This is a genomic window from Gordonia bronchialis DSM 43247 (assembly GCF_000024785.1).
GTDB lineage: Bacteria > Actinomycetota > Actinomycetes > Mycobacteriales > Mycobacteriaceae > Gordonia > Gordonia bronchialis.
The window spans coordinates 2744301-2760744 of the sequence record NC_013441.1 but is presented as its reverse complement, the minus strand read 5'-3'; the positions used below and the strand labels follow the sequence as shown (position 1 = coordinate 2760744).

The following is a 16444-nucleotide window of genomic DNA, read 5'->3' as shown; positions in this document are numbered from 1 at the left end:
CCCCGATTAGAAGTGAAAGACCCTGTGTCGTAATGTCTTCACCCGTGTCTCTCCTCGCTTCTGGTGCTCCCGTGGCCGACGTCACTGTATCCCGATGTGTGTGGTGCTCGTCCTCAGACGACGTTGCGGTCTATCGCCATGAACCGCGGTGCGGGCGGTGTCGCAGCGCTGAACAAACTGTCGCCGAGGCCCGCCGGTTCATCCGCTTCTACGGTCTGCGCCCCTTGGGTGGGTCCCTGGAGTCAGAGGACGACGAAGAGCGGGAGCATCGGGTCGCTTTTCGCGAGGCGTCCGCGGAGCTCAGGCGGATTCGGACAGACGCTCCGAAGACACGTTCATCTGCCTCCGTGGGGCGAGCCGCCGACACCACATCCGCGCCCGCCGTCGGGAAAGCGAATGGCAAGGCCGCTGGCAAGGTGCAGAAAGTCGGTTCCGGGGCCGACCCGACGGGCGCTTCCCGGCCCGACGTCGGTGAACTCGTGCGTCGGGCCGAGGCCCTCTTGGCGCAGCTCGCTGAGATCGAGGACCGCCTTGAGGTCGCGCAGGAAGACAGCGGTCTAAGCGGGAAGGCCAAGGCGTCTGACCTGACCGCGAAGCGGGACACTGTGCTGCGTATGCTCGGCGCGTTGGAGAAGGCCAAGCGCGCTTTGTAGTGCGCCCCGCCAATGATGTCGCCCTCACATCTAGTTGCAACGAGCGTACGCACCGGAGCTCCCCCACCCCCGGGCGTCGTCAGCCGGGCATCTCGTAGGTGCCCGCGAGCGCCTTGACCTGCTGCCAGACCCTGCCGAACGAGTCGGCGCCAACGACGGGTCGTCGAACGGCGCGCAATGCCCAATCTTGTTGCTCGGGTGTGGCGGTGGGTTTCCCGTAGAGCGTCACGGCGTGACCGGAGAAATCGCGGATCTGGACATCAAAGATCTGGTTGAGCAGGTCGGCGTCGAGTTCGGTGATCGCGGCCTGCTCGAGGATCAACTGGCCGTACACGACGAGCGTGAACAAGTGCCCGACGGTGAGGACGAAGTCGAGGTCTTTCTGCTGTTCCGGGCTGGGGGCGGCGGTTTCCAGCAGCGTCTGCAAGGCCGTGGCCTGCTCGTAGAACACCGCGACGTTGGGCACGTCGGTGCGTGCCGTATACGGCTTGGTCCAATCGGCGAACCGCACCTTTCCGGCGCCGCCGACCGGCCCCTGCGCGAAGAAGAACGCGTCGTCGGCGGCGTCGAGCCTGGTCCCGATCTCGGGATAATCGACCGGCCCGAACAGGTAGTTGGGCATGAACTTCAGAATCTGGCCGACGTTGACATGGACAGTGCCTTCCAGCCTCGGCAACCAGCCGATGAACCTGTTGGCCTGATGGAAGTAGGTGTTCTTCTCATAGCCCTTGGCCGCGACGACGTCGAGCAGCAGAGTCATCACCGTCTCCCCCTCCGACGTCACCTTCGATTTCGTGACCGGGTTGAACAGTAGGTAGCGGCGGTCCTCGAGGCTTGCCGAGCGGAAATAGTCGACGGCACGGTCGCTGAAGAGCTTCATGGCCGACAGTCGGGCGAATGCGTCGACGAAGTTGCTCCGCACATGCGAGAAGTCGGTGACTGGGTTGCCGTAGAGGATTCGGTTGTCGGCGTGAGTGATCGCCTCGAACAGCGAGTGTGTGCACATGCCGATCGAGCCGTGGCACAGATTGAATTTGCCGACGTTGACTGTGTTGAGTGCGGCGGCAAATGCTTCGGGTCCGGTGTGCAGGATGTCGTCGGCGCTGACCGGGTAGTCATCGAGTGCGAAGGTCGACACGAACATCTGCCCGTGCACCACGTTGTCGATGAGTCGATAGTTCGGGTGTCGGCTGTCCACGACGAAGAACACGTAACCTTCGGGTCCCTCGACGTCGGCGCGCCGCCCGAACACCGAGACCATGCCTGCGACGTTGCCGTTGCCGATGTAATACTTTGTGCCCGAGGCGGTGAATCCGCCTGCGTCGTCATCGGTCAGGATCATGTCGGTGCTGTACACGTCGGCGCCGTGTGAGCGCTCCGACAACCCGAATGCCATCACCCCGCCGTCAATAAGCTGCCGCGCCGCTCTGGTTTTCGCGATCTCGTTGTCCGACATCCAGATCGGCCCGAGGCCGAGGATGGTGACCTGCTCGGCGTACCAGTAGGCCAGGCCGAAGAAGCCGAAGATCTCGCTCAGCGCGGCATTGCGGGCGGCGTCCCAGCGCCGGTTCCCCTCGCCGTCGGCATAGGCCGACGGGGTGAGGAAGGTCGCGAACAGCTTCTCCTTCTTCTCGAACTCGAGGAAGTCGGCAACCCACTCGGCGTTCAGATCGGCCTGCAGCAGCCGCTGCTTGCCGTAGGACTCGAAGAAGTCGATGGTCGCGCGCAGCAACCGGCGCGTCTCGGCGTCGAACTGTGGGTAGTGATCCGTTGCAGGGTTCAGGAGGAGGCCCATGGCCACCACCCTAGTCACACTTGGTTGAGGCGATGTCCGGCCTCGGGAACCCAGGTTCTGTCGGTGGGCGTAAATGAACGTCGCGACGCGACCGGTCACGCAGCACACCGAGCACAGAATGCAGATCGCTGGAGTCCAGCCTACGACCCGAACCACCAGCTCAGCCCGGCCGATCCCGGCCATCGCGCTGACGGTCAATCCATCTTCATTGGGCGGCGAGTCGGCGAAGGCGCACGCTCCCGCCTCACCTACCCTGATGGGAATCGGCCAACACGTTAGGTGGTGCGTGCAACTGTGCTGTCGACGGAGGAGTAACCCATGACGCGGAAGAAGTTTCGTCAGATTCTGTGGACGGCTGCATTGAGCCTCATCGTGTTGGTAGGACTATCTGCTGCGCCATCGGCCCATGCCGGGCCCGTGACGGCAAAGCGTGAACCTGCTCCCCATGTCCGTCTCGCGGACTGGTACGGGACCGCCGACGCGGTCCAGCTTGACCGCAACGGTGGAGTCTATGCACTGCGTAACGACGCGGGCAGGCGGGCGGTTGTCCTCGAGGGACGCAGCATCGCGGCACCCGTTAGTGAGAAGATTGCCCGACGCACTCCGATACTGCGTGCCACCGGGTGGTATCGCTTGGCCTCCGTACCCCCACGGGGCGTGCCGGCGGTTGGCCAGTGGACGCGGTCGACGCGCTACAACGCCAAGCAATTTCGCCTGTGCCGCATAGGAATTCCAGGTCGGGGCAAGGTGTGCACCGCATATAGCGGCATCATCGTCGCGCTCTGAGCGCATCAGGCTTGCGTACAGTGCGGCGGCGGACGGGTTCATGGTGGTTCAGGTCTTGCGCAAAAGGTCTTGACGGAGACCGCGCAAGAGTCGATACTTAGGTGTGTGCCTAAGTATCGATCGGACGTCGATGCCATTCTCCGTGCCCTCGCGGATCCGACGCGTCGGGCGGTCGTCGAACGCCTCGCGAAGGCACCTGCCGTCGTGTCCGAGCTCGCGGCGCCCTTCTCGATGGCGCTCCCCTCGTTCATGCAGCATCTCGGAGTTCTCGAGGATGCGGGAATCATCCTGTCGCACAAGCACGGACGCGTTCGCACGGTCAGTCTGCGACCCGGTGCCCTCGATGTACTGCATCTGTGGCTTGGCGAGCAACGCACTCCTGCCGAACACCAGGCCGACCAACTCGGCATCCACCTGACCCGGACCAGCACGAAAGAGGCTTGACATGACTCGTATTCGCATCGATCTGTTCACTTCGTTGGACGGCCGTACCGCGACAACCGGGATCTCCCCGGACAATCCGATGGGGGACGACTGGGGACGTCTTACCGCGGCGTACGGCGCCACGCGGACATTCCACGAGCGTGTTCTCGGCGACACCACCGGAGCCGGAACCACCGGTGTCGACGACTCATACGCCGCAGCGCATTTCGAGGGTGTCGGTGCCGAGATCATCGGAGCCGCGATGTTCGGGCTTTGCGCCACAGGGCCAAACCAAGCAGGAGCAGCCCGAAGGTGATCCCGATGATGAAGGACAGGCCGGCGAGCAGCATGATCGGGTGTTCCTCGATCGCCGCCTCAAGCTGGACGACGGGGTCGACAGGAATGTGTTTCTCCACGATGAGTGCCGCTGGGAACACCGGGCCTTGCAGGTTGGTAGCGTCCACCGCCGGCCACAACGGCTGCTGCGGTGGTCAATCGCGGTGCCCCTCGATATGACACCCAGATGACAGCAGCGACGGCGGGGAGAAGGAGGAACATGAAGGGGACGGTGAGCCACTCCATCAGGTGGATGCGGCCCGGGTCCTGAGTTGCGACGGCGACCTGCTCCGGAAGCGGCGCGTCACCGGGGAATGGGCTAATCAGGTAGAACGTGCCCATTGCCATCATCGGGATGGGGGCCACGACGGCCAGCAGCCGCCGCAGGATGTCCGGAGCGCGTCCACCGGGTGCGCTGGCCTGGATCACTGGCTGCGAGGGTGCTGCGTCTGCAGGGGTGGTCATGATGCGCTCCGGGTTTGACGTGCTGGTTTGAAGGCGGCGGCGTTCTCGGCGAGGAACGCACCCACAGGGCGTGCCGGCCTTCCGAGCACGTCGGTGACCGCCGAGGTGCTCGCCGCCTGGGCTCCTGTCCGGAGCTGGTCGAAGATGGCGAGGATCTGATCGGTCACGAATGCGGGGACTCCTCTTTGATCCAGTGACTGCCGCACCTGGTCGTCGGTCCCGCCGGCGTAGGCGATGGGGCGTGCGGCGACATCGGTGAGCAGTTCGGCCAGCTGGGTGAAGGTGATGGCCTGAGGTCCGGTGAGTTCGAGGACACGCTCGGTGGGGAACGGGTCGGTGGCGAGCAGGTGCGCCGCGACCTCGGCGACGTCGGCTGGATGCACCATGGCGACGGGGGTGGCGAGGGCGGGTGCCGGCAAGATGTCGTGGTCGCGGACCTGGTCGGCATGCCCGAGCACATTGGCCATGGAGAAGCCCGGCCGCAGCGCAACGTACGGTACGCCGCTGCGCTCGAGGTGGGACTCGATGGCGGCGTGCCATTGCCAGAACGCGACCGGGGAGGTCTCGTCCGCGCCGCGGGCGGAGAGCTTGACGATCCGCCTGACGCCGCACGCGGCGGCGGCGTCGATGACGGCGCATTCGTGCTGGACCTGATCTGGTGTGTTGGGGCTGGCCAGGAACACGCTGTCGACCCCTGTCATGGCGGCCCGCAGGGTCTCGGGGTCGCCGAAGTCGCCGACTCTGGCCTGGATTCCCGGATGGGTCGCCGCGAGTCGTTGTGGGTCTCGCCCGAAGGCGAGGGGTCGGTGCCCATGGTGGGCTAACGCGGGGACGACATGTCGGCCGATGGTTCCGGTTGCGCCGGTGACGAGGATGGTTTTCATGAGGGTGCTCCGTTCTGATGGATGGATGGGATCGAGGAGGGTGCGTGTGGAGGGATGTTGCGGTTGAACCGGAGCACGTTGTGGGGGTCGTGCTCGTTCTTGAGAGCGACCAAGCGCTCCCAGTCCTGCGGGGTGTAAGCGGCGCGGACTCGTTCCGGTGTGGCGTCGCCGTCGAGGAAGTTGAGGTAGGTGTCCCCGGTTGGGTGCAGGCGCAGGCTGGTGAAGATCCGCTCCTGGGTTGTGCGCACCGCGGCCACGGCGTCGGGCGTGGGGGCCACGCCGATGCAGTTGATGCTGAACCGGGCGCTGGTGTCCGCCATCGGGTGCGGGCCGCGAGGTGAGGTATCCATGGCGCCGCCGAGTTGCCGCATCTCGCACATCACCAGCGAGGTGCCGAGGTGCGGGATGACGTGTTCTTGCAGTGTCGAAGTCACCTCGTCGGTGATGTCGGTCAGTGACTCCCCGCGCTGGACGAACGGCAGCGGGCTGGTGGGGTCGAGGCTGACCCCGTCGAGATCGGTGGCCGCTCGCTTCGTCCAGGTGTCGATGTCGGGGTCGCCGAGCTGGCGACGCAGTTCGTGCACGTGGTCCTCGCCGGCTGTCAGGTCGGGGAAGCAGCCGCGGGCTACGACGAAGCGACGACCCCGGAACGGCTCCGGCACACTCGGCGCGTCGGGCAATCCGCTCAGCGCAAGCGCGCTCATGGCATCCGCGGGGAGCGAGGCCGACCAGCTGGCGTACGTTGGGATCACCTCGCTCGCCCGGTCGACGGGGTAGTAGAGGCTGCCCGCGTACACCCCGCGGATCGGGTGCAGGTCCAGGGTCAGGCTGGTGACGACTCCGAAGTTGCTGGCGCCGCCCGCCACCCCCACAGCAGGTCGAGGTCGTCGTCACGGTCTCGGCGCAGCGTCCTGACCCGGCCCGACGCGGTGACCAGTTCCGCGCCGCGCACCGAGCTCGAGGCGAAGCCGAGGCTCCGGCTGAGCCAGCCGAAGCCGCCTCCCTGGGTGAAGCCGACGACGCCGACCTGCGAGCTGGACCCGCAGATTCCGACGAGACCGTGGGGTGCGCACGCCGGGAGGACGTCGGACCAATGTGCTCCCGCCCCGACCGTGGCGGTGCGTCGCGCTGCATCGATGCAGACCGAGCGAAGCGAGGCCGTGTTGATCAAGACACCGTGTTCGCCGACACCGGCGACTCCGTGACCGGTCGCCATCACGGCCACCCCCAGCTCCTCTCGAACGGCCCAGCGCACCGCGTGGGCGACGTCGTGGACGTCGGCGGGGGCGAACACGGCGGCAGGCCGGTGGACCGTGAGCCGGTTCCATGCCGACGTCGCCGCGGCATGCTCCTGGGTGCCGGGCGTCAGCCGGTGGTGACCGACGTGGTTGTGGGTGCGTTGAGACATCAATCCTCCTGGACTGAAGTGAGGGTGCGGGTGGGGTAGGCGATGCGGAGCCCGAGCATGAGGGCGGTGATCACGAAGGAGAAGCCGTGCAGGAACCAGATGGGTCCCGCCGGCAGGCTGATCACGTACACCGAATAGAGGAGGTTGCCGACGTTGGCCATCACCAGGCTGGTCAGGCTGTACGACGCCAGGTCACGAGTGCGCACGGCCTTGAACAGGGTGGGGACCTGGCTCAGCGCGAACAGCGCGGCCGAGAAGGCGCCGAATGCGGTGGTGAGCGTCATGGACCCCCCTTTCGATAGTAAGTGACTCCACCCAATGTAGATACTGGTAGAGTCTGCGTCAACCCAATAGAAAGTCGGTGATCTGATGGCGACGTCCCAGAACCCCCGTCGCGACTACCACAGCCCCCAGCGCCGCGCCCAGGCCGAACGCACCCAGCAAAGAGTCGTCGCCGCGGCTAGGGACCTGTTGACGAGCAAGGGGTGGGCCGCGATGACCATGGCGGAGGTGGCCCGTGAGGCAGGCATCTCGAGTGCGATGCTCTACAAGATCTGCGCGACCAAGGCCGACCTGGTGAAGCGGGCCTACGACATTGCCCTGGTCGGTGACCAGGCCGAGGTCGCCTTCCGGCACCGGCCCGAGTTCGTTGCGGTGCTCGAGGAGCTCGACCCGGCAGCAAAGCTTCGCGGCTACGCGGGTCTGATGCGCACGGTCGCAGAGCGGGTGCTGCCCATCTACAGCCAGCTGGTGGCCGCCGTCACGGCCGGCGACGGCGACGATCAGTTGCGCGAGCTCGTAGCCACGGCTGATGCCGAGCGGCTGTTCGGCGCCCGAGGCATCGTCCGCGACCTGCAATCAGTAACCCCCTTGTCCCCCACGCTCGGGCAGGCCCAGGCCGTCGACCTGGTCTGGATGGCCATGTCGCCCGAGTTCTGGGCGCTGCTCGTCCGCGGCCGCTCGTGGAGCTGGGACCAGGCCGAGCAGTGGGTCGGAGATCACCTCATCTCCACGCTGACCGGTCAGGCGCCCGACTCTGTACACGGCACGGACGGTGTGGATGGCAGGACAGGGGTGAGGTCGTGAGTCTGGAAAGTGCACTCGACGAGATCGCTGCGGACGTGCGCTTCTCCGGGGTGATCCGTGTCGACCGCGAGGGAGCGCCGGCCGTCAGCCGCGGCTACGGCATGGCCCGGCGCGACCTGGGAATCCCCAACGGCCCTGACACCCTGTTCGGCATCGCCAGCGGCACGAAGAGCGGCTCTTCACATTTGAGGGTGTAGGAGCTGACTTCGGGGTGATCGGCGCGTCGGTGCGGGGGTAGGCGTCGAGGCCTTCGCAGGATGGAAGTTCTCACACTGACCATCTGGAAGACCTCGACGTGCCTGACGCTACCTTCGCTTGCCCTGACCTGACCACGTTCGCCCGCCTTGACGAGCTGGGCCTGGAGGCGGTGGGGCAGCGGCTGGAGCCTGACCGTGCGGTCCTGGCGTGTCGGGTGGTCGAGCCTGACCAGTGGTGTCGACGGTGTGGCTGCGAGGGCGCGCCCAGGGACACGGTTCACCCGGGAGTTGGCGCACGAGCCGCTGGGGTGGCGCCCGACGACGCTGGTGGTGACGGTCCGCCGCTACCGATGTCCGCACTGCGGCCACGTGTGGCGTCAGGACACCACCAAGGCGGCGGAGCCGCGGGCGAAGTTGTCAGGGCGTGGACTGCGGTGGGCGCTGGAAGCGATCGTGCTCAAGCACCTCACGGTGGCACGGGTCGCCGAAGGGCTCGCGGTCGCGTGGAACACCGCCAACGACGCCGTCCTGGCCGAGGGCAAGCGTGCCTTGATCGACGACCCGGCCCGGTTCGACGGGGTGAGCGCGATCGGGGTCGACGAGCACCTACGCGGGGACTGCTGCACGGATAGATAGGTGACATGTTGGTCACGCGGCCTGGGTGGCCGGTGTGGTCATGATGGTCTCGTACTCGATGGGGGTCAACTTGCCGAGGCGGGCTTGGCGTCGTCGGCGGTGGTAGGTCCGTTCGGTCCAGGTGACGATGGCCAGCCTCAGCTGGTCGCGGGTGTCCCAGGTTCGGCGGTCCAGGACGTTCTTCTGCAGCAGCGCGAAGAAGCTCTCCATGGCGGCGTTGTCCGCGCTCGAGCCGACCTGGCCCATGGATCCGAGCAGGTTGTGCCGGGATAGCGCCCGCAGGTACTTGCGGGACCGGAACTGGGACCCGCGGTCGCTGTGGACGATGCACCCGGCCACGTCGACGCCGGCCCGGGCGCGGGTGTCCACGGCGTGCTCCAACGCCTGCACGGCCAGGCGGGCCTTCATCCGCGAGCTGATCGCGTACCCGACGAGCCGGTTGGACCACACGTCCTTGACGGCGCACATGAACACCTTGCCCTCACGGGTGCGGTGCTCCGTGATGTCGGTCAGCCACAGCCTTCTCGATGGCGCTCCCCTCGTTCATGCAGCATCTCGGAGTTCTCGAGGATGCGGGAATCATCCTGTCGCACAAGCACGGACGCGTTCGCACGGTCAGTCTGCGACCCGGTGCCCTCGATGTACTGCATCTGTGGCTTGGCGAGCAACGCACTCCTGCCGAACACCAGGCCGACCAACTCGGCATCCACCTGACCCGGACCAGCACGAAAGAGGCTTGACATGACTCGTATTCGCATCGATCTGTTCACTTCGTTGGACGGCCGTACCGCGACAACCGGGATCTCCCCGGACAATCCGATGGGGGACGACTGGGGACGTCTTACCGCGGCGTACGGCGCCACGCGGACATTCCACGAGCGTGTTCTCGGCGACACCACCGGAGCCGGAACCACCGGTGTCGACGACTCATACGCCGCAGCGCATTTCGAGGGTGTCGGTGCCGAGATCATCGGAGCCGCGATGTTCGGGCTGCATACATTCCCCGCCGATCCGGACTGGAAGGGGTGGTGGGGCGATGAACCTCCGTTCGGTACCCCGGTTTATGTCCTCACCCATACCGCGCCACGTCCATCGTTGCTGATGGCAGGTGGTACGGTCTTCCATTTCCGCAGTGGCGCAGTGGAAGACGTGCTCACCGAAGCGGCGCAGGCCGCGGGCGGACGAGACGTCCGCGTGGGTGGCGGCATCGGCACCGCCCGCGCGTTCCTGAAAGCCGGCCTGGTCGACGACCTGCACCTGATGATCGCGCCGATCGTCCTGGGCCGGGGCGCGCGCTTGTGGGACGATCTCCCCGACCTCGATCGCACCCACAAGGTCACGACGGAAGTCGCGGAGAGCGGCACGATCCACGTCACCTTCACGCGATGGGACACGCCCGTGACGATCGAACGACGCCTGGCCCGCGCCGAGTTCACCCTGACCCGCGACTACCTCGTACCTGTCGTGCGCGAGTGGGACTCGTTTGCCGATGAGCAGCAGAAGCTGTCGTGGTGGGGTGCCGGTGACGCAGCCGAACCCACCGAGTGGGCCTTTGATTTCCGCGTCGGCGGACGTGACATCGCCGAGGCGGAGTTCCACGATGGGCCACTCTCGCGGTACGAGGCGGTCTACACCGACATCGTCGAGCACAACCGCATCGTCACCACCTACGACATGTGGCTTGACGGCGTCCACATGTCAACGTCGTTGGCGGCGTTGGAGTTCGACCCGATCCCCGGGGGCACCCGGTTCACACACAGCGAGCACGGCATCTTCCTCGATCGATTCTGGGCCGACGGGCCCAACCGTGAAATGGGCACCCGCGGGCTACTCGACGCGCTGGACGCCGCGTGACGGGAGTTTCCCGCCAACGCAGCCAGCGTCGCAGCCCACTCGAGCCCTGACGGCCGTCGAGGAGGCGCTTGATGAGTCCGCCGCCGTGACGCCGTTCGTACGGCGTGGACCACATCAACGGTCCCTACGATGGGACGAGAGGAGGCCGGCCATGGGCGATAGCGTTCCGTCAGTACCAACCAGCCGCACAGGCGCACTTCGCGCCTACGTCGCTGTTATACGACACCGCAGCGCCGCGGCACCGGTACCGGTATCGGGGTGTTCGACATCGCCGCCGACGGATCGTGGCATCTCATCGACACCACCGCGACCGCGCCCAACCCGTCCTACCTGATCACCGACAGCGAAGAACGCACGCTGTACGCCGCCCACGGCGACGGCTCCTGGGTCTCGGCACTGCGCATCGACGCGAACACGGGACGCCTGCGGGTCCTGGAGCACTACGACACCGGCGGCACCAACGTTGTGCATCTGGCGCTGTCCCCCGACGAGCGCCACCTCGTCGCCGCGAACTATGCCACCGGGTCGGTCGCGGTCTTCCGGCGTCGATCCGACGGTCGGTTGGCTGCGCGTACCCAGCTGTTGGACCTGACCGGACAACCCGGGCCGGTGCACAGTGACCAGACCGGCCCCCACCCTCATGAGGTTCGATTCGACTCCTCCGGCACCCATATCGTGGTCCCCGACAAGGGCACCGACCGGCTGCACCGACTGCGCTACACGGCAAGCTCGGGGTGGCTGTCCGAACTCGGTCCACCTGTGCGCGCCGCACCTGGTGCGGGGCCTCGTCACCTCGTCTATCACCCGCGATTACCCATGGTGTACGTCGTCGACGAGTTGTCCTCACACCTCGGCGTCTGCGGATACGACGCCGGGTCCGCGAACCTGACTTTGGTGCAACGTGTTTCGACGCTTCCGCGCGAGTTCGCCGGTGAGAACGCAGCGGCGGAGGTCATCCTCGATCGCGACGCGCGATTTGTTCACGTGTCCAACCGCGGTCACGAGTCGGTGGCCTCGTACCCGATCACGTCCGCAGGTTTTGTGGGCGCCCCGGTCTTCACCTCGGTGCAGGGTCGTGAGCCGCGATTCATGAACTTCGATCCCGCCGGCACCGCCCTCTACGTCGCGAACCAGAGGTCCGACACCATCGTGGCGTTCGACTACTCCCCTGCTACCGGCGCTTTACGAGCCTGCCCCACGGTGGTCGCCACCGGCAGCCCATCGGCCATCGTGTTCACCCGGGCAGGGATTTCCTGACAACCGGAAAGCTCCGAAATGTGGTCGGATGAACCGGGTTTCGTCTCGGTAGAGTCGTCCGACGACCTCAGCCGGTCTTGCGGGTGTGGGCCGGTCGGGTGGCGAAGAAGTCATCAAGGATCGCCATCACATCATCGGGGGCTTCGGCGTGGGGGTAGTGGCCGATCCCCGGCAGGATCTCGAGTCGGCTGCCGGGGATCGCCTCGTGTGCGGCGACGCCGTGGGCGACGGGGATGATCTTGTCCTTGTCACCCCAGATCAGCAAGGTGGGTAGATCGGCGTTGAGATACAGCCGGTTGAGCGCGCTGACCGCTTGACCGCGATAGTCGACCACCGATCGCAAGGTGCGCAAGAAGGCCTGCCGAGTCGCGGCGTCGGACAACGACGCGTATGCACGCCAGGTCTGATCGGCCCGAGGTGACCCGATACCGGCCGACCGTGCCCACGATCGAACCGTGTCACCCACGCGCAGAACCGGTTTCGCTGCGATCACCGGCAGCAGGAGTTCGGCGCCGGGCGCCGCCAGTAGCCGCAGCATCCAACTGACGTCAGGTCCCAGTCCCCCGCTACCGATGAGCACCAGGCGCGAACAATAGTCGGGATGCTGATACGTGAATTGCATTGCGACGCCACCACCCAGCGACTGACCGACCACGGTGACCTGCTCGACGCGAAGCTCGTCGAGCAGGTCACGCAGGAACGCCGCAAACGCGCCGAGGGAGTAATCGCCGCGCGGTTTGTCGGATTCCCCGTGGCCCGGTAGGTCGGGGGCGATGACCCGATGATGCGCCGCGAGTTTCGGTAGCACGGCGTCCCAGGTCGCCGAACTTCCCGCCATCCCGTGGATCAGCAGAATTGTGTCCCCTCGACCGACATCACGGTAGGCCACTTTGTCGCCGTGCAGGTCAAGATGTGTGTAATCGTTGGTCACGATCTTCCCTCCTGTCGTTCGGTTCCATCACCGTCCGACGCACTCATCCGTCGCCACCCGAGCGGGCCCATCCCCGCGACGGCTGTCCACCCGATCGCGACGACTGATGATGGGTGCCCCTGTGGTTACGGTACCGTAAGTTGGCGGTGGGGGCAGCCCACGCCGTCGTCGGTGCTGCTCAGCACCGGATCGCGCGACGTGCACGTGCCGTCGGGTTTGACTTCAGAGGCAGTGGGTACTCGCAGTCCAGGGCTTGTCGCCCTGTGATGAACGACCACCAAATTGCGAGGAGTGCATCGATGAGTGAGAACAGCGGCCCCGCCGAGGGAATCAAGGGCGTCGTCGAAGATGTCAAGGGCAAGGCCAAGGAAGCCGTCGGCGCTGTCACCGGCCAGGATTCGATGACGCGCGAAGGCCAAGCACAACAAGACAAGGCCGAGTCCCAGCGCACCGCCGCCGAGAAGGAAGCCGAAGCCGAGAAGGCCCGGGCCGAGGCTCGGGTCGACGAGGAACGTCAACGCGCCGAACAGGATTAGCCGACTCGGGCCATTTGGCGACGACACGCGGTGGGTCGAGAGACCCGGAGGGCTGGTGTGCGACGACAGGCGCACCGGCCCTTCGCTCTCACACGCGAATGACGATCTTGCCGCGCACGTGGCCGGCCTCGCTGCGTTCGTGCGCGGCAGCGGCGTCGGCCAGATCGAACACCTCGGCGATCTCGGGCTTCAGTTCACCCGTCTGACCCAGCCGGGCGAGTTCGGCGAGGTCTGTGGCGCTGGGCCGGACCCAGACGTACTGTCCGCCGAACTCATCGCGCGCACGGGCATCGGTGATGGAGGCCACCGTGCCGCCCGCACGCAGCACGTCCGGCACCGAATCCAGGGCGTCACCGCCCACATAGTCGAGAACGACGTCCACACCCTCGGGTTCCAGCGCACGTACCCGCTCGGCCAAGCCCTCCCCGTAGGTCACCGGCTCGGCGCCCAACCGCCGCAGATAGTCGTGATTGGCTTCCGACGCCGTGCCGATCACGCGGGCGCCAACCGATCGCGCGATCTGCACCGCAAACGAGCCGACACCACCTGCCGCAGCGTGGACCAAGACACTCTGACCGGACCAGAGACCGGCCCGATGAATTGTCTGGTATGCCGTCAGTCCCGCGAGTGGGACGGCCGCAGCCTCCTCGAAGGACCAGGCGTCGGGTTTGTGCGCGAGTGTGCGCACCGGCGCGGCGACGAACTCGGCCAGCGTGCCGCCGGCCACCTCTCCGCCGACCACGTCCTTGCGGACGTAGCCGAACACCTCGTCGCCAACCTCGAATTCGTCTGTGTCCAAACCGATTTGCTCTACGACCCCGGCAACGTCCCATCCCGGCACCACCGGGAACACGGTATCCATGATCTCGGCGAGGTAACCCTGGCGTAGCTTCCAGTCCACGGGGTTGACACTCGACGCGCGGACGCGCACCAGCACGGAGTCGGGCCCGACCTTGGGCTTCGGAAGGTCGCTCAGCGCCAGCACATCGGAGCCGCCGAAGTGGTCATAAGTGATTGCTCGCATGTTCGCTGCAACGGGCTCCCGGCCCGAATGATTCCACCAGGATGTGATCCCAGCGCCCGGCGGTGTCCCCCCTGCGTCACCACCGTGCCAGGTTCAGGGCATCTCGACGGTCTGTGCGCGGCGAATCTCCTCGACGGCCCGCGTGAGGTAATCCCCATGGTCCACCCCGGTATCGGTGGTCAGACGAGCCGCCACCAGGATCGCTGCGCCGATCACCTGGGAGGCCGATGAGGCCGGCGTACCGGCATCGCCCGGGTCGGCTGGCTCGTTGACCCCGAGTGCTCCGGTGAGTACCACGGCGACGGCCGTCGGATCTACCGGGGCATCCCATCCGGTGGCGTCGGCGACGGTTCGCGTGAGGACGTCGGCGACGTCGTCACTGTCGAGGCCGTCCTGGTATGCGGTCTCGATGAGCTCACGCACCATGTGGGCGTGCACCGCACGGGCGGCATCGGCGTGGACGCCGAGAATCTCGACGGCCTCGGCGAAGTCGCCACCGTCGTGAGCTCGCGCGGAGCGGATGCCCCGGTCGGTGGCGTCGGCGACGGTCCGCGCCATCAACGACCAGTCGGACGGCGATCGGAAACCCTGGGACACCGGGCACTCCCTTCTGAGGAACGGGGCACGGCGTGACCGGCCCGCTGGCGGCGGGCCCACGCCGCCGCTGGTGAAGCGTAGTCGGCCCGGTCTGTCGCGACGGAACACGGCAAGCCGGGAGACGTTTACCGCACCCCATCCATGGGTACGACGTCACCCATGGAAGCCCGGATCACCATCACGGTCAACGGCGTCGAACGGGACGTCGTCGTCGATACGCGCACCACGCTGCTCGACGCCCTGCGCGATCGGCTGTCGGTGTTCTCGCCGAAGAAGGGCTGCGACCACGGCCAGTGCGGGTCGTGCACCGCCCTCGTCGACGGCCGGCGGGTCACCACGTGCCTGTCGCTGGCCGTGGCCCAGGACGGGGCGACGATCGTCACCGCCGAAGGTCTCGCCGACGGCGACCGGCTACATCCGGTGCAGCAGGCGTTCATCGATCAGGACGCCTTCCAGTGCGGCTACTGCACACCCGGGCAGGTGTGCGCGGTGGTGGGGATGCTCGACGAGGTTGCCGCCGGCCACCCGAGTCACGTCTCCGACGACCTCGACGCGGACCCCGAACTCACCGACGACGAGATCCGAGAACGGCTGAGCGGCAACTTGTGTCGATGCGCCGCCTACCCGAACATCCTGGCGGCGGTACGGCAGGTGAGTCCCCGATGATCCCGTTCGACTACCAGCGCGCGACCGACGTCGACGGTGCCGTGACACTCTTGCGCGCCCACCCCGATGCCGCCGTGCTGGCCGGTGGCACCAACCTGGTCGATCACCTCAAGTTGGGTATCGCCACACCCGATCTGGTCATCGACATCTCACGCCTGCCGCTCGACTCGGTCGAGACCACCGACGACGGTTCCGTGCGCATCGGAGCCAACGTCCGAAACAGCGACCTGGCGGCGCACCCGCTGATCCGCCGCGACTATCCCGCTCTGGCCCGGGCTCTGCTGTCGGGCGCGTCGCCACAGTTGCGCAACCTGGCCACCACCGGTGGAAATCTGTTGCAGCGCACGCGGTGTTTGTACTTCCAGGACCTCTCGACACCCTGCAACAAACGGGTTGCCGGCAGTGGTTGCTCCGCGATCGGCGGTTATACCCGCTATCACGCCATCCTCGGCGCGTCCGAGACCTGTGTGGCCACGCATCCCTCGGACATGGCGGTTGCGCTGTGTGCTCTCGACGCGGAGGTCAGCGTGCTCGGCCCCGCCGGCGAACGCCGCATCGCCGTGCGTGAACTGCACCGGCTCCCCGCCGACGACGCGGTCCACGACACGGTGCTCGCGCCGGGCGAACTCATTGTCGCCGTGACGCTTCCGCCGGTCGCCGCCGGTGCGGTCGCCACCTACCGCAAGGTTCGCGACCGTGCGTCCTACGCCTTTGCGGTGGTGTCGGTCGCGGCCGAGCTGACGATCGACGCGGGCCGAATCCGCGACGCCCGCATTGCTCTGGGCGGTGTCGCCCACAAGCCCTGGCGCGCACGGGGTGATGTTGGTGGGTGCATCCGGCAGCGTACTCGGCCGGCGTTTGGTAGCCCAGCGCCGAGTGCCGGTGTCGGTGGTTGTGGTCGTCTTTGAAG

At 66.6% G+C, this 16444-nt stretch carries 19 protein-coding genes and 4 pseudogenes; 13 read left to right on the top strand and 10 right to left on the bottom strand.

Translation table 11 applies throughout. The features are described from left to right. Positions 1–32: 32 nt before the first annotated feature. Positions 33–653, top strand: coding sequence for a hypothetical protein (locus GBRO_RS12815; RefSeq protein ID WP_052298268.1), 621 nt, complete (start codon positions 33–35; stop codon positions 651–653). Between the two features lie 79 nt (positions 654–732). Here the strand turns inward: GBRO_RS12815 and GBRO_RS12810 are convergent, their stop codons facing one another. Further along, on the bottom strand, positions 733–2448 hold the full coding sequence (locus GBRO_RS12810; protein WP_012834370.1) for an acyl-CoA dehydrogenase family protein: 1716 nt from the start codon (positions 2446–2448) through the stop codon (positions 733–735). A 318-nt stretch (positions 2449–2766) separates the two neighbouring features. On the opposite strand from GBRO_RS12810, the gene GBRO_RS25285 reads away from it, so the two are divergent. Then, on the top strand, positions 2767–3234 hold the full coding sequence (locus tag GBRO_RS25285) for a hypothetical protein (RefSeq protein ID WP_012834369.1): 468 nt from the start codon (positions 2767–2769) through the stop codon (positions 3232–3234). A 105-nt stretch (positions 3235–3339) separates the two neighbouring features. Continuing rightward, positions 3340–3678, top strand: a complete 339-nt coding sequence (locus tag GBRO_RS12805) for an ArsR/SmtB family transcription factor (protein ID WP_012834368.1) — start codon at positions 3340–3342, stop codon at positions 3676–3678. A gap of 227 nt (positions 3679–3905) precedes the next feature. Here the strand turns inward: GBRO_RS12805 and GBRO_RS26335 are convergent, their stop codons facing one another. The 5 genes from GBRO_RS26335 to GBRO_RS12785 all read right to left on the bottom strand — a co-directional run bounded on the left by GBRO_RS26335 (position 3906) and on the right by GBRO_RS12785 (position 7034). Next, positions 3906–4121 (bottom strand): hypothetical protein, encoded by a 216-nt coding sequence (locus GBRO_RS26335; protein ID WP_012834367.1) that lies wholly within the window; start codon positions 4119–4121, stop codon positions 3906–3908. A 333-nt stretch (positions 4122–4454) separates the two neighbouring features. After that, the gene (locus GBRO_RS12795) at positions 4455–5342 is read right to left on the bottom strand and encodes an NAD(P)H-binding protein (protein WP_012834366.1); all 888 of its coding nucleotides are present in this window, start codon (positions 5340–5342) and stop codon (positions 4455–4457) included. Next, entirely contained in the window at positions 5339–6208 is an 870-nt protein-coding gene (locus GBRO_RS24705; protein ID WP_052298267.1) for a BBE domain-containing protein, read from the bottom strand. Before GBRO_RS24705 ends, GBRO_RS12795 begins: the two co-directional genes overlap by 4 nt. Then, positions 6166–6750: an FAD-binding oxidoreductase gene (locus tag GBRO_RS24700; RefSeq protein WP_052298266.1), complete on the bottom strand. Its 585-nt coding sequence runs from the start codon at positions 6748–6750 to the stop codon at positions 6166–6168. Before GBRO_RS24700 ends, GBRO_RS24705 begins: the two co-directional genes overlap by 43 nt. Next, complete coding sequence (locus GBRO_RS12785; RefSeq protein WP_012834365.1) at positions 6750–7034, bottom strand: PQ-loop domain-containing transporter; 285 nt, start codon at positions 7032–7034, stop codon at positions 6750–6752. The genes GBRO_RS24700 and GBRO_RS12785 overlap by 1 nt, the downstream gene beginning before the upstream one ends. Positions 7035–7119: 85 nt before the next feature. On the opposite strand from GBRO_RS12785, the gene GBRO_RS12780 reads away from it, so the two are divergent. From GBRO_RS12780 to GBRO_RS12770, 3 genes and pseudogenes are all read left to right on the top strand, one after another. Beyond that, the gene (locus GBRO_RS12780) at positions 7120–7836 is read left to right on the top strand and encodes a TetR/AcrR family transcriptional regulator (protein WP_012834364.1); all 717 of its coding nucleotides are present in this window, start codon (positions 7120–7122) and stop codon (positions 7834–7836) included. Further along, positions 7833–8033 (top strand): serine hydrolase, encoded by a 201-nt coding sequence (locus tag GBRO_RS12775; RefSeq protein WP_041919878.1) that lies wholly within the window; start codon positions 7833–7835, stop codon positions 8031–8033. The genes GBRO_RS12780 and GBRO_RS12775 overlap by 4 nt, the downstream gene beginning before the upstream one ends. Positions 8034–8131: 98 nt before the next feature. Beyond that, positions 8132–8642: pseudogene (locus GBRO_RS12770) on the top strand (ISL3 family transposase); the annotation flags it as partial. Positions 8643–8681: 39 nt separating this feature from the next. Here GBRO_RS12770 and GBRO_RS12765 read toward each other — a convergent pair. Next, a pseudogene (locus tag GBRO_RS12765) lies at positions 8682–9191 on the bottom strand (IS3 family transposase); the annotation flags it as partial. Between the two features lie 5 nt (positions 9192–9196). On the opposite strand from GBRO_RS12765, the gene GBRO_RS12760 reads away from it, so the two are divergent. The 4 genes and pseudogenes from GBRO_RS12760 to GBRO_RS12750 form a co-directional block, all read left to right on the top strand. After that, positions 9197–9409, top strand: a complete 213-nt coding sequence (locus GBRO_RS12760) for an ArsR/SmtB family transcription factor (RefSeq protein WP_012834363.1) — start codon at positions 9197–9199, stop codon at positions 9407–9409. Position 9410: 1 nt separating this feature from the next. Beyond that, positions 9411–10055, top strand: a pseudogene (locus GBRO_RS27730) (dihydrofolate reductase family protein); the annotation flags it as partial. Positions 10056–10067: 12 nt separating this feature from the next. After that, complete coding sequence (locus tag GBRO_RS27725; RefSeq protein ID WP_083775693.1) at positions 10068–10523, top strand: SRPBCC domain-containing protein; 456 nt, start codon at positions 10068–10070, stop codon at positions 10521–10523. A gap of 231 nt (positions 10524–10754) precedes the next feature. Further along, positions 10755–11780, top strand: a pseudogene (locus GBRO_RS12750) (lactonase family protein); the annotation flags it as partial. Between the two features lie 67 nt (positions 11781–11847). Here GBRO_RS12750 and GBRO_RS12745 read toward each other — a convergent pair. Then, the gene (locus tag GBRO_RS12745) at positions 11848–12711 is read right to left on the bottom strand and encodes an alpha/beta fold hydrolase (protein ID WP_012834360.1); all 864 of its coding nucleotides are present in this window, start codon (positions 12709–12711) and stop codon (positions 11848–11850) included. Between the two features lie 299 nt (positions 12712–13010). Here GBRO_RS12745 and mbp1 point away from each other — a divergent pair, with 299 nt between their 5' ends. Continuing rightward, positions 13011–13247: a microaggregate-binding protein 1 gene (gene mbp1 / locus GBRO_RS12740; protein WP_012834359.1), complete on the top strand. Its 237-nt coding sequence runs from the start codon at positions 13011–13013 to the stop codon at positions 13245–13247. Positions 13248–13335: 88 nt separating this feature from the next. On the opposite strand, the gene GBRO_RS12735 is transcribed toward mbp1, so the two are convergent. Both GBRO_RS12735 and GBRO_RS12730 read right to left on the bottom strand, forming a co-directional pair. Then, on the bottom strand, positions 13336–14271 hold the full coding sequence (locus GBRO_RS12735; RefSeq protein ID WP_012834358.1) for an NADP-dependent oxidoreductase: 936 nt from the start codon (positions 14269–14271) through the stop codon (positions 13336–13338). Between the two features lie 93 nt (positions 14272–14364). Next, positions 14365–14868, bottom strand: a complete 504-nt coding sequence (locus tag GBRO_RS12730) for a hypothetical protein (RefSeq protein ID WP_012834357.1) — start codon at positions 14866–14868, stop codon at positions 14365–14367. A gap of 159 nt (positions 14869–15027) precedes the next feature. Here GBRO_RS12730 and GBRO_RS12725 point away from each other — a divergent pair, with 159 nt between their 5' ends. Both GBRO_RS12725 and GBRO_RS12720 read left to right on the top strand, forming a co-directional pair. After that, entirely contained in the window at positions 15028–15534 is a 507-nt protein-coding gene (locus tag GBRO_RS12725) for a 2Fe-2S iron-sulfur cluster-binding protein (RefSeq protein WP_012834356.1), read from the top strand. Further along, positions 15531–16442, top strand: coding sequence for an FAD binding domain-containing protein (locus GBRO_RS12720; RefSeq protein ID WP_012834355.1), 912 nt, complete (start codon positions 15531–15533; stop codon positions 16440–16442). Before GBRO_RS12725 ends, GBRO_RS12720 begins: the two co-directional genes overlap by 4 nt. The last annotated feature ends 2 nt before the right edge of the window (positions 16443–16444 follow it).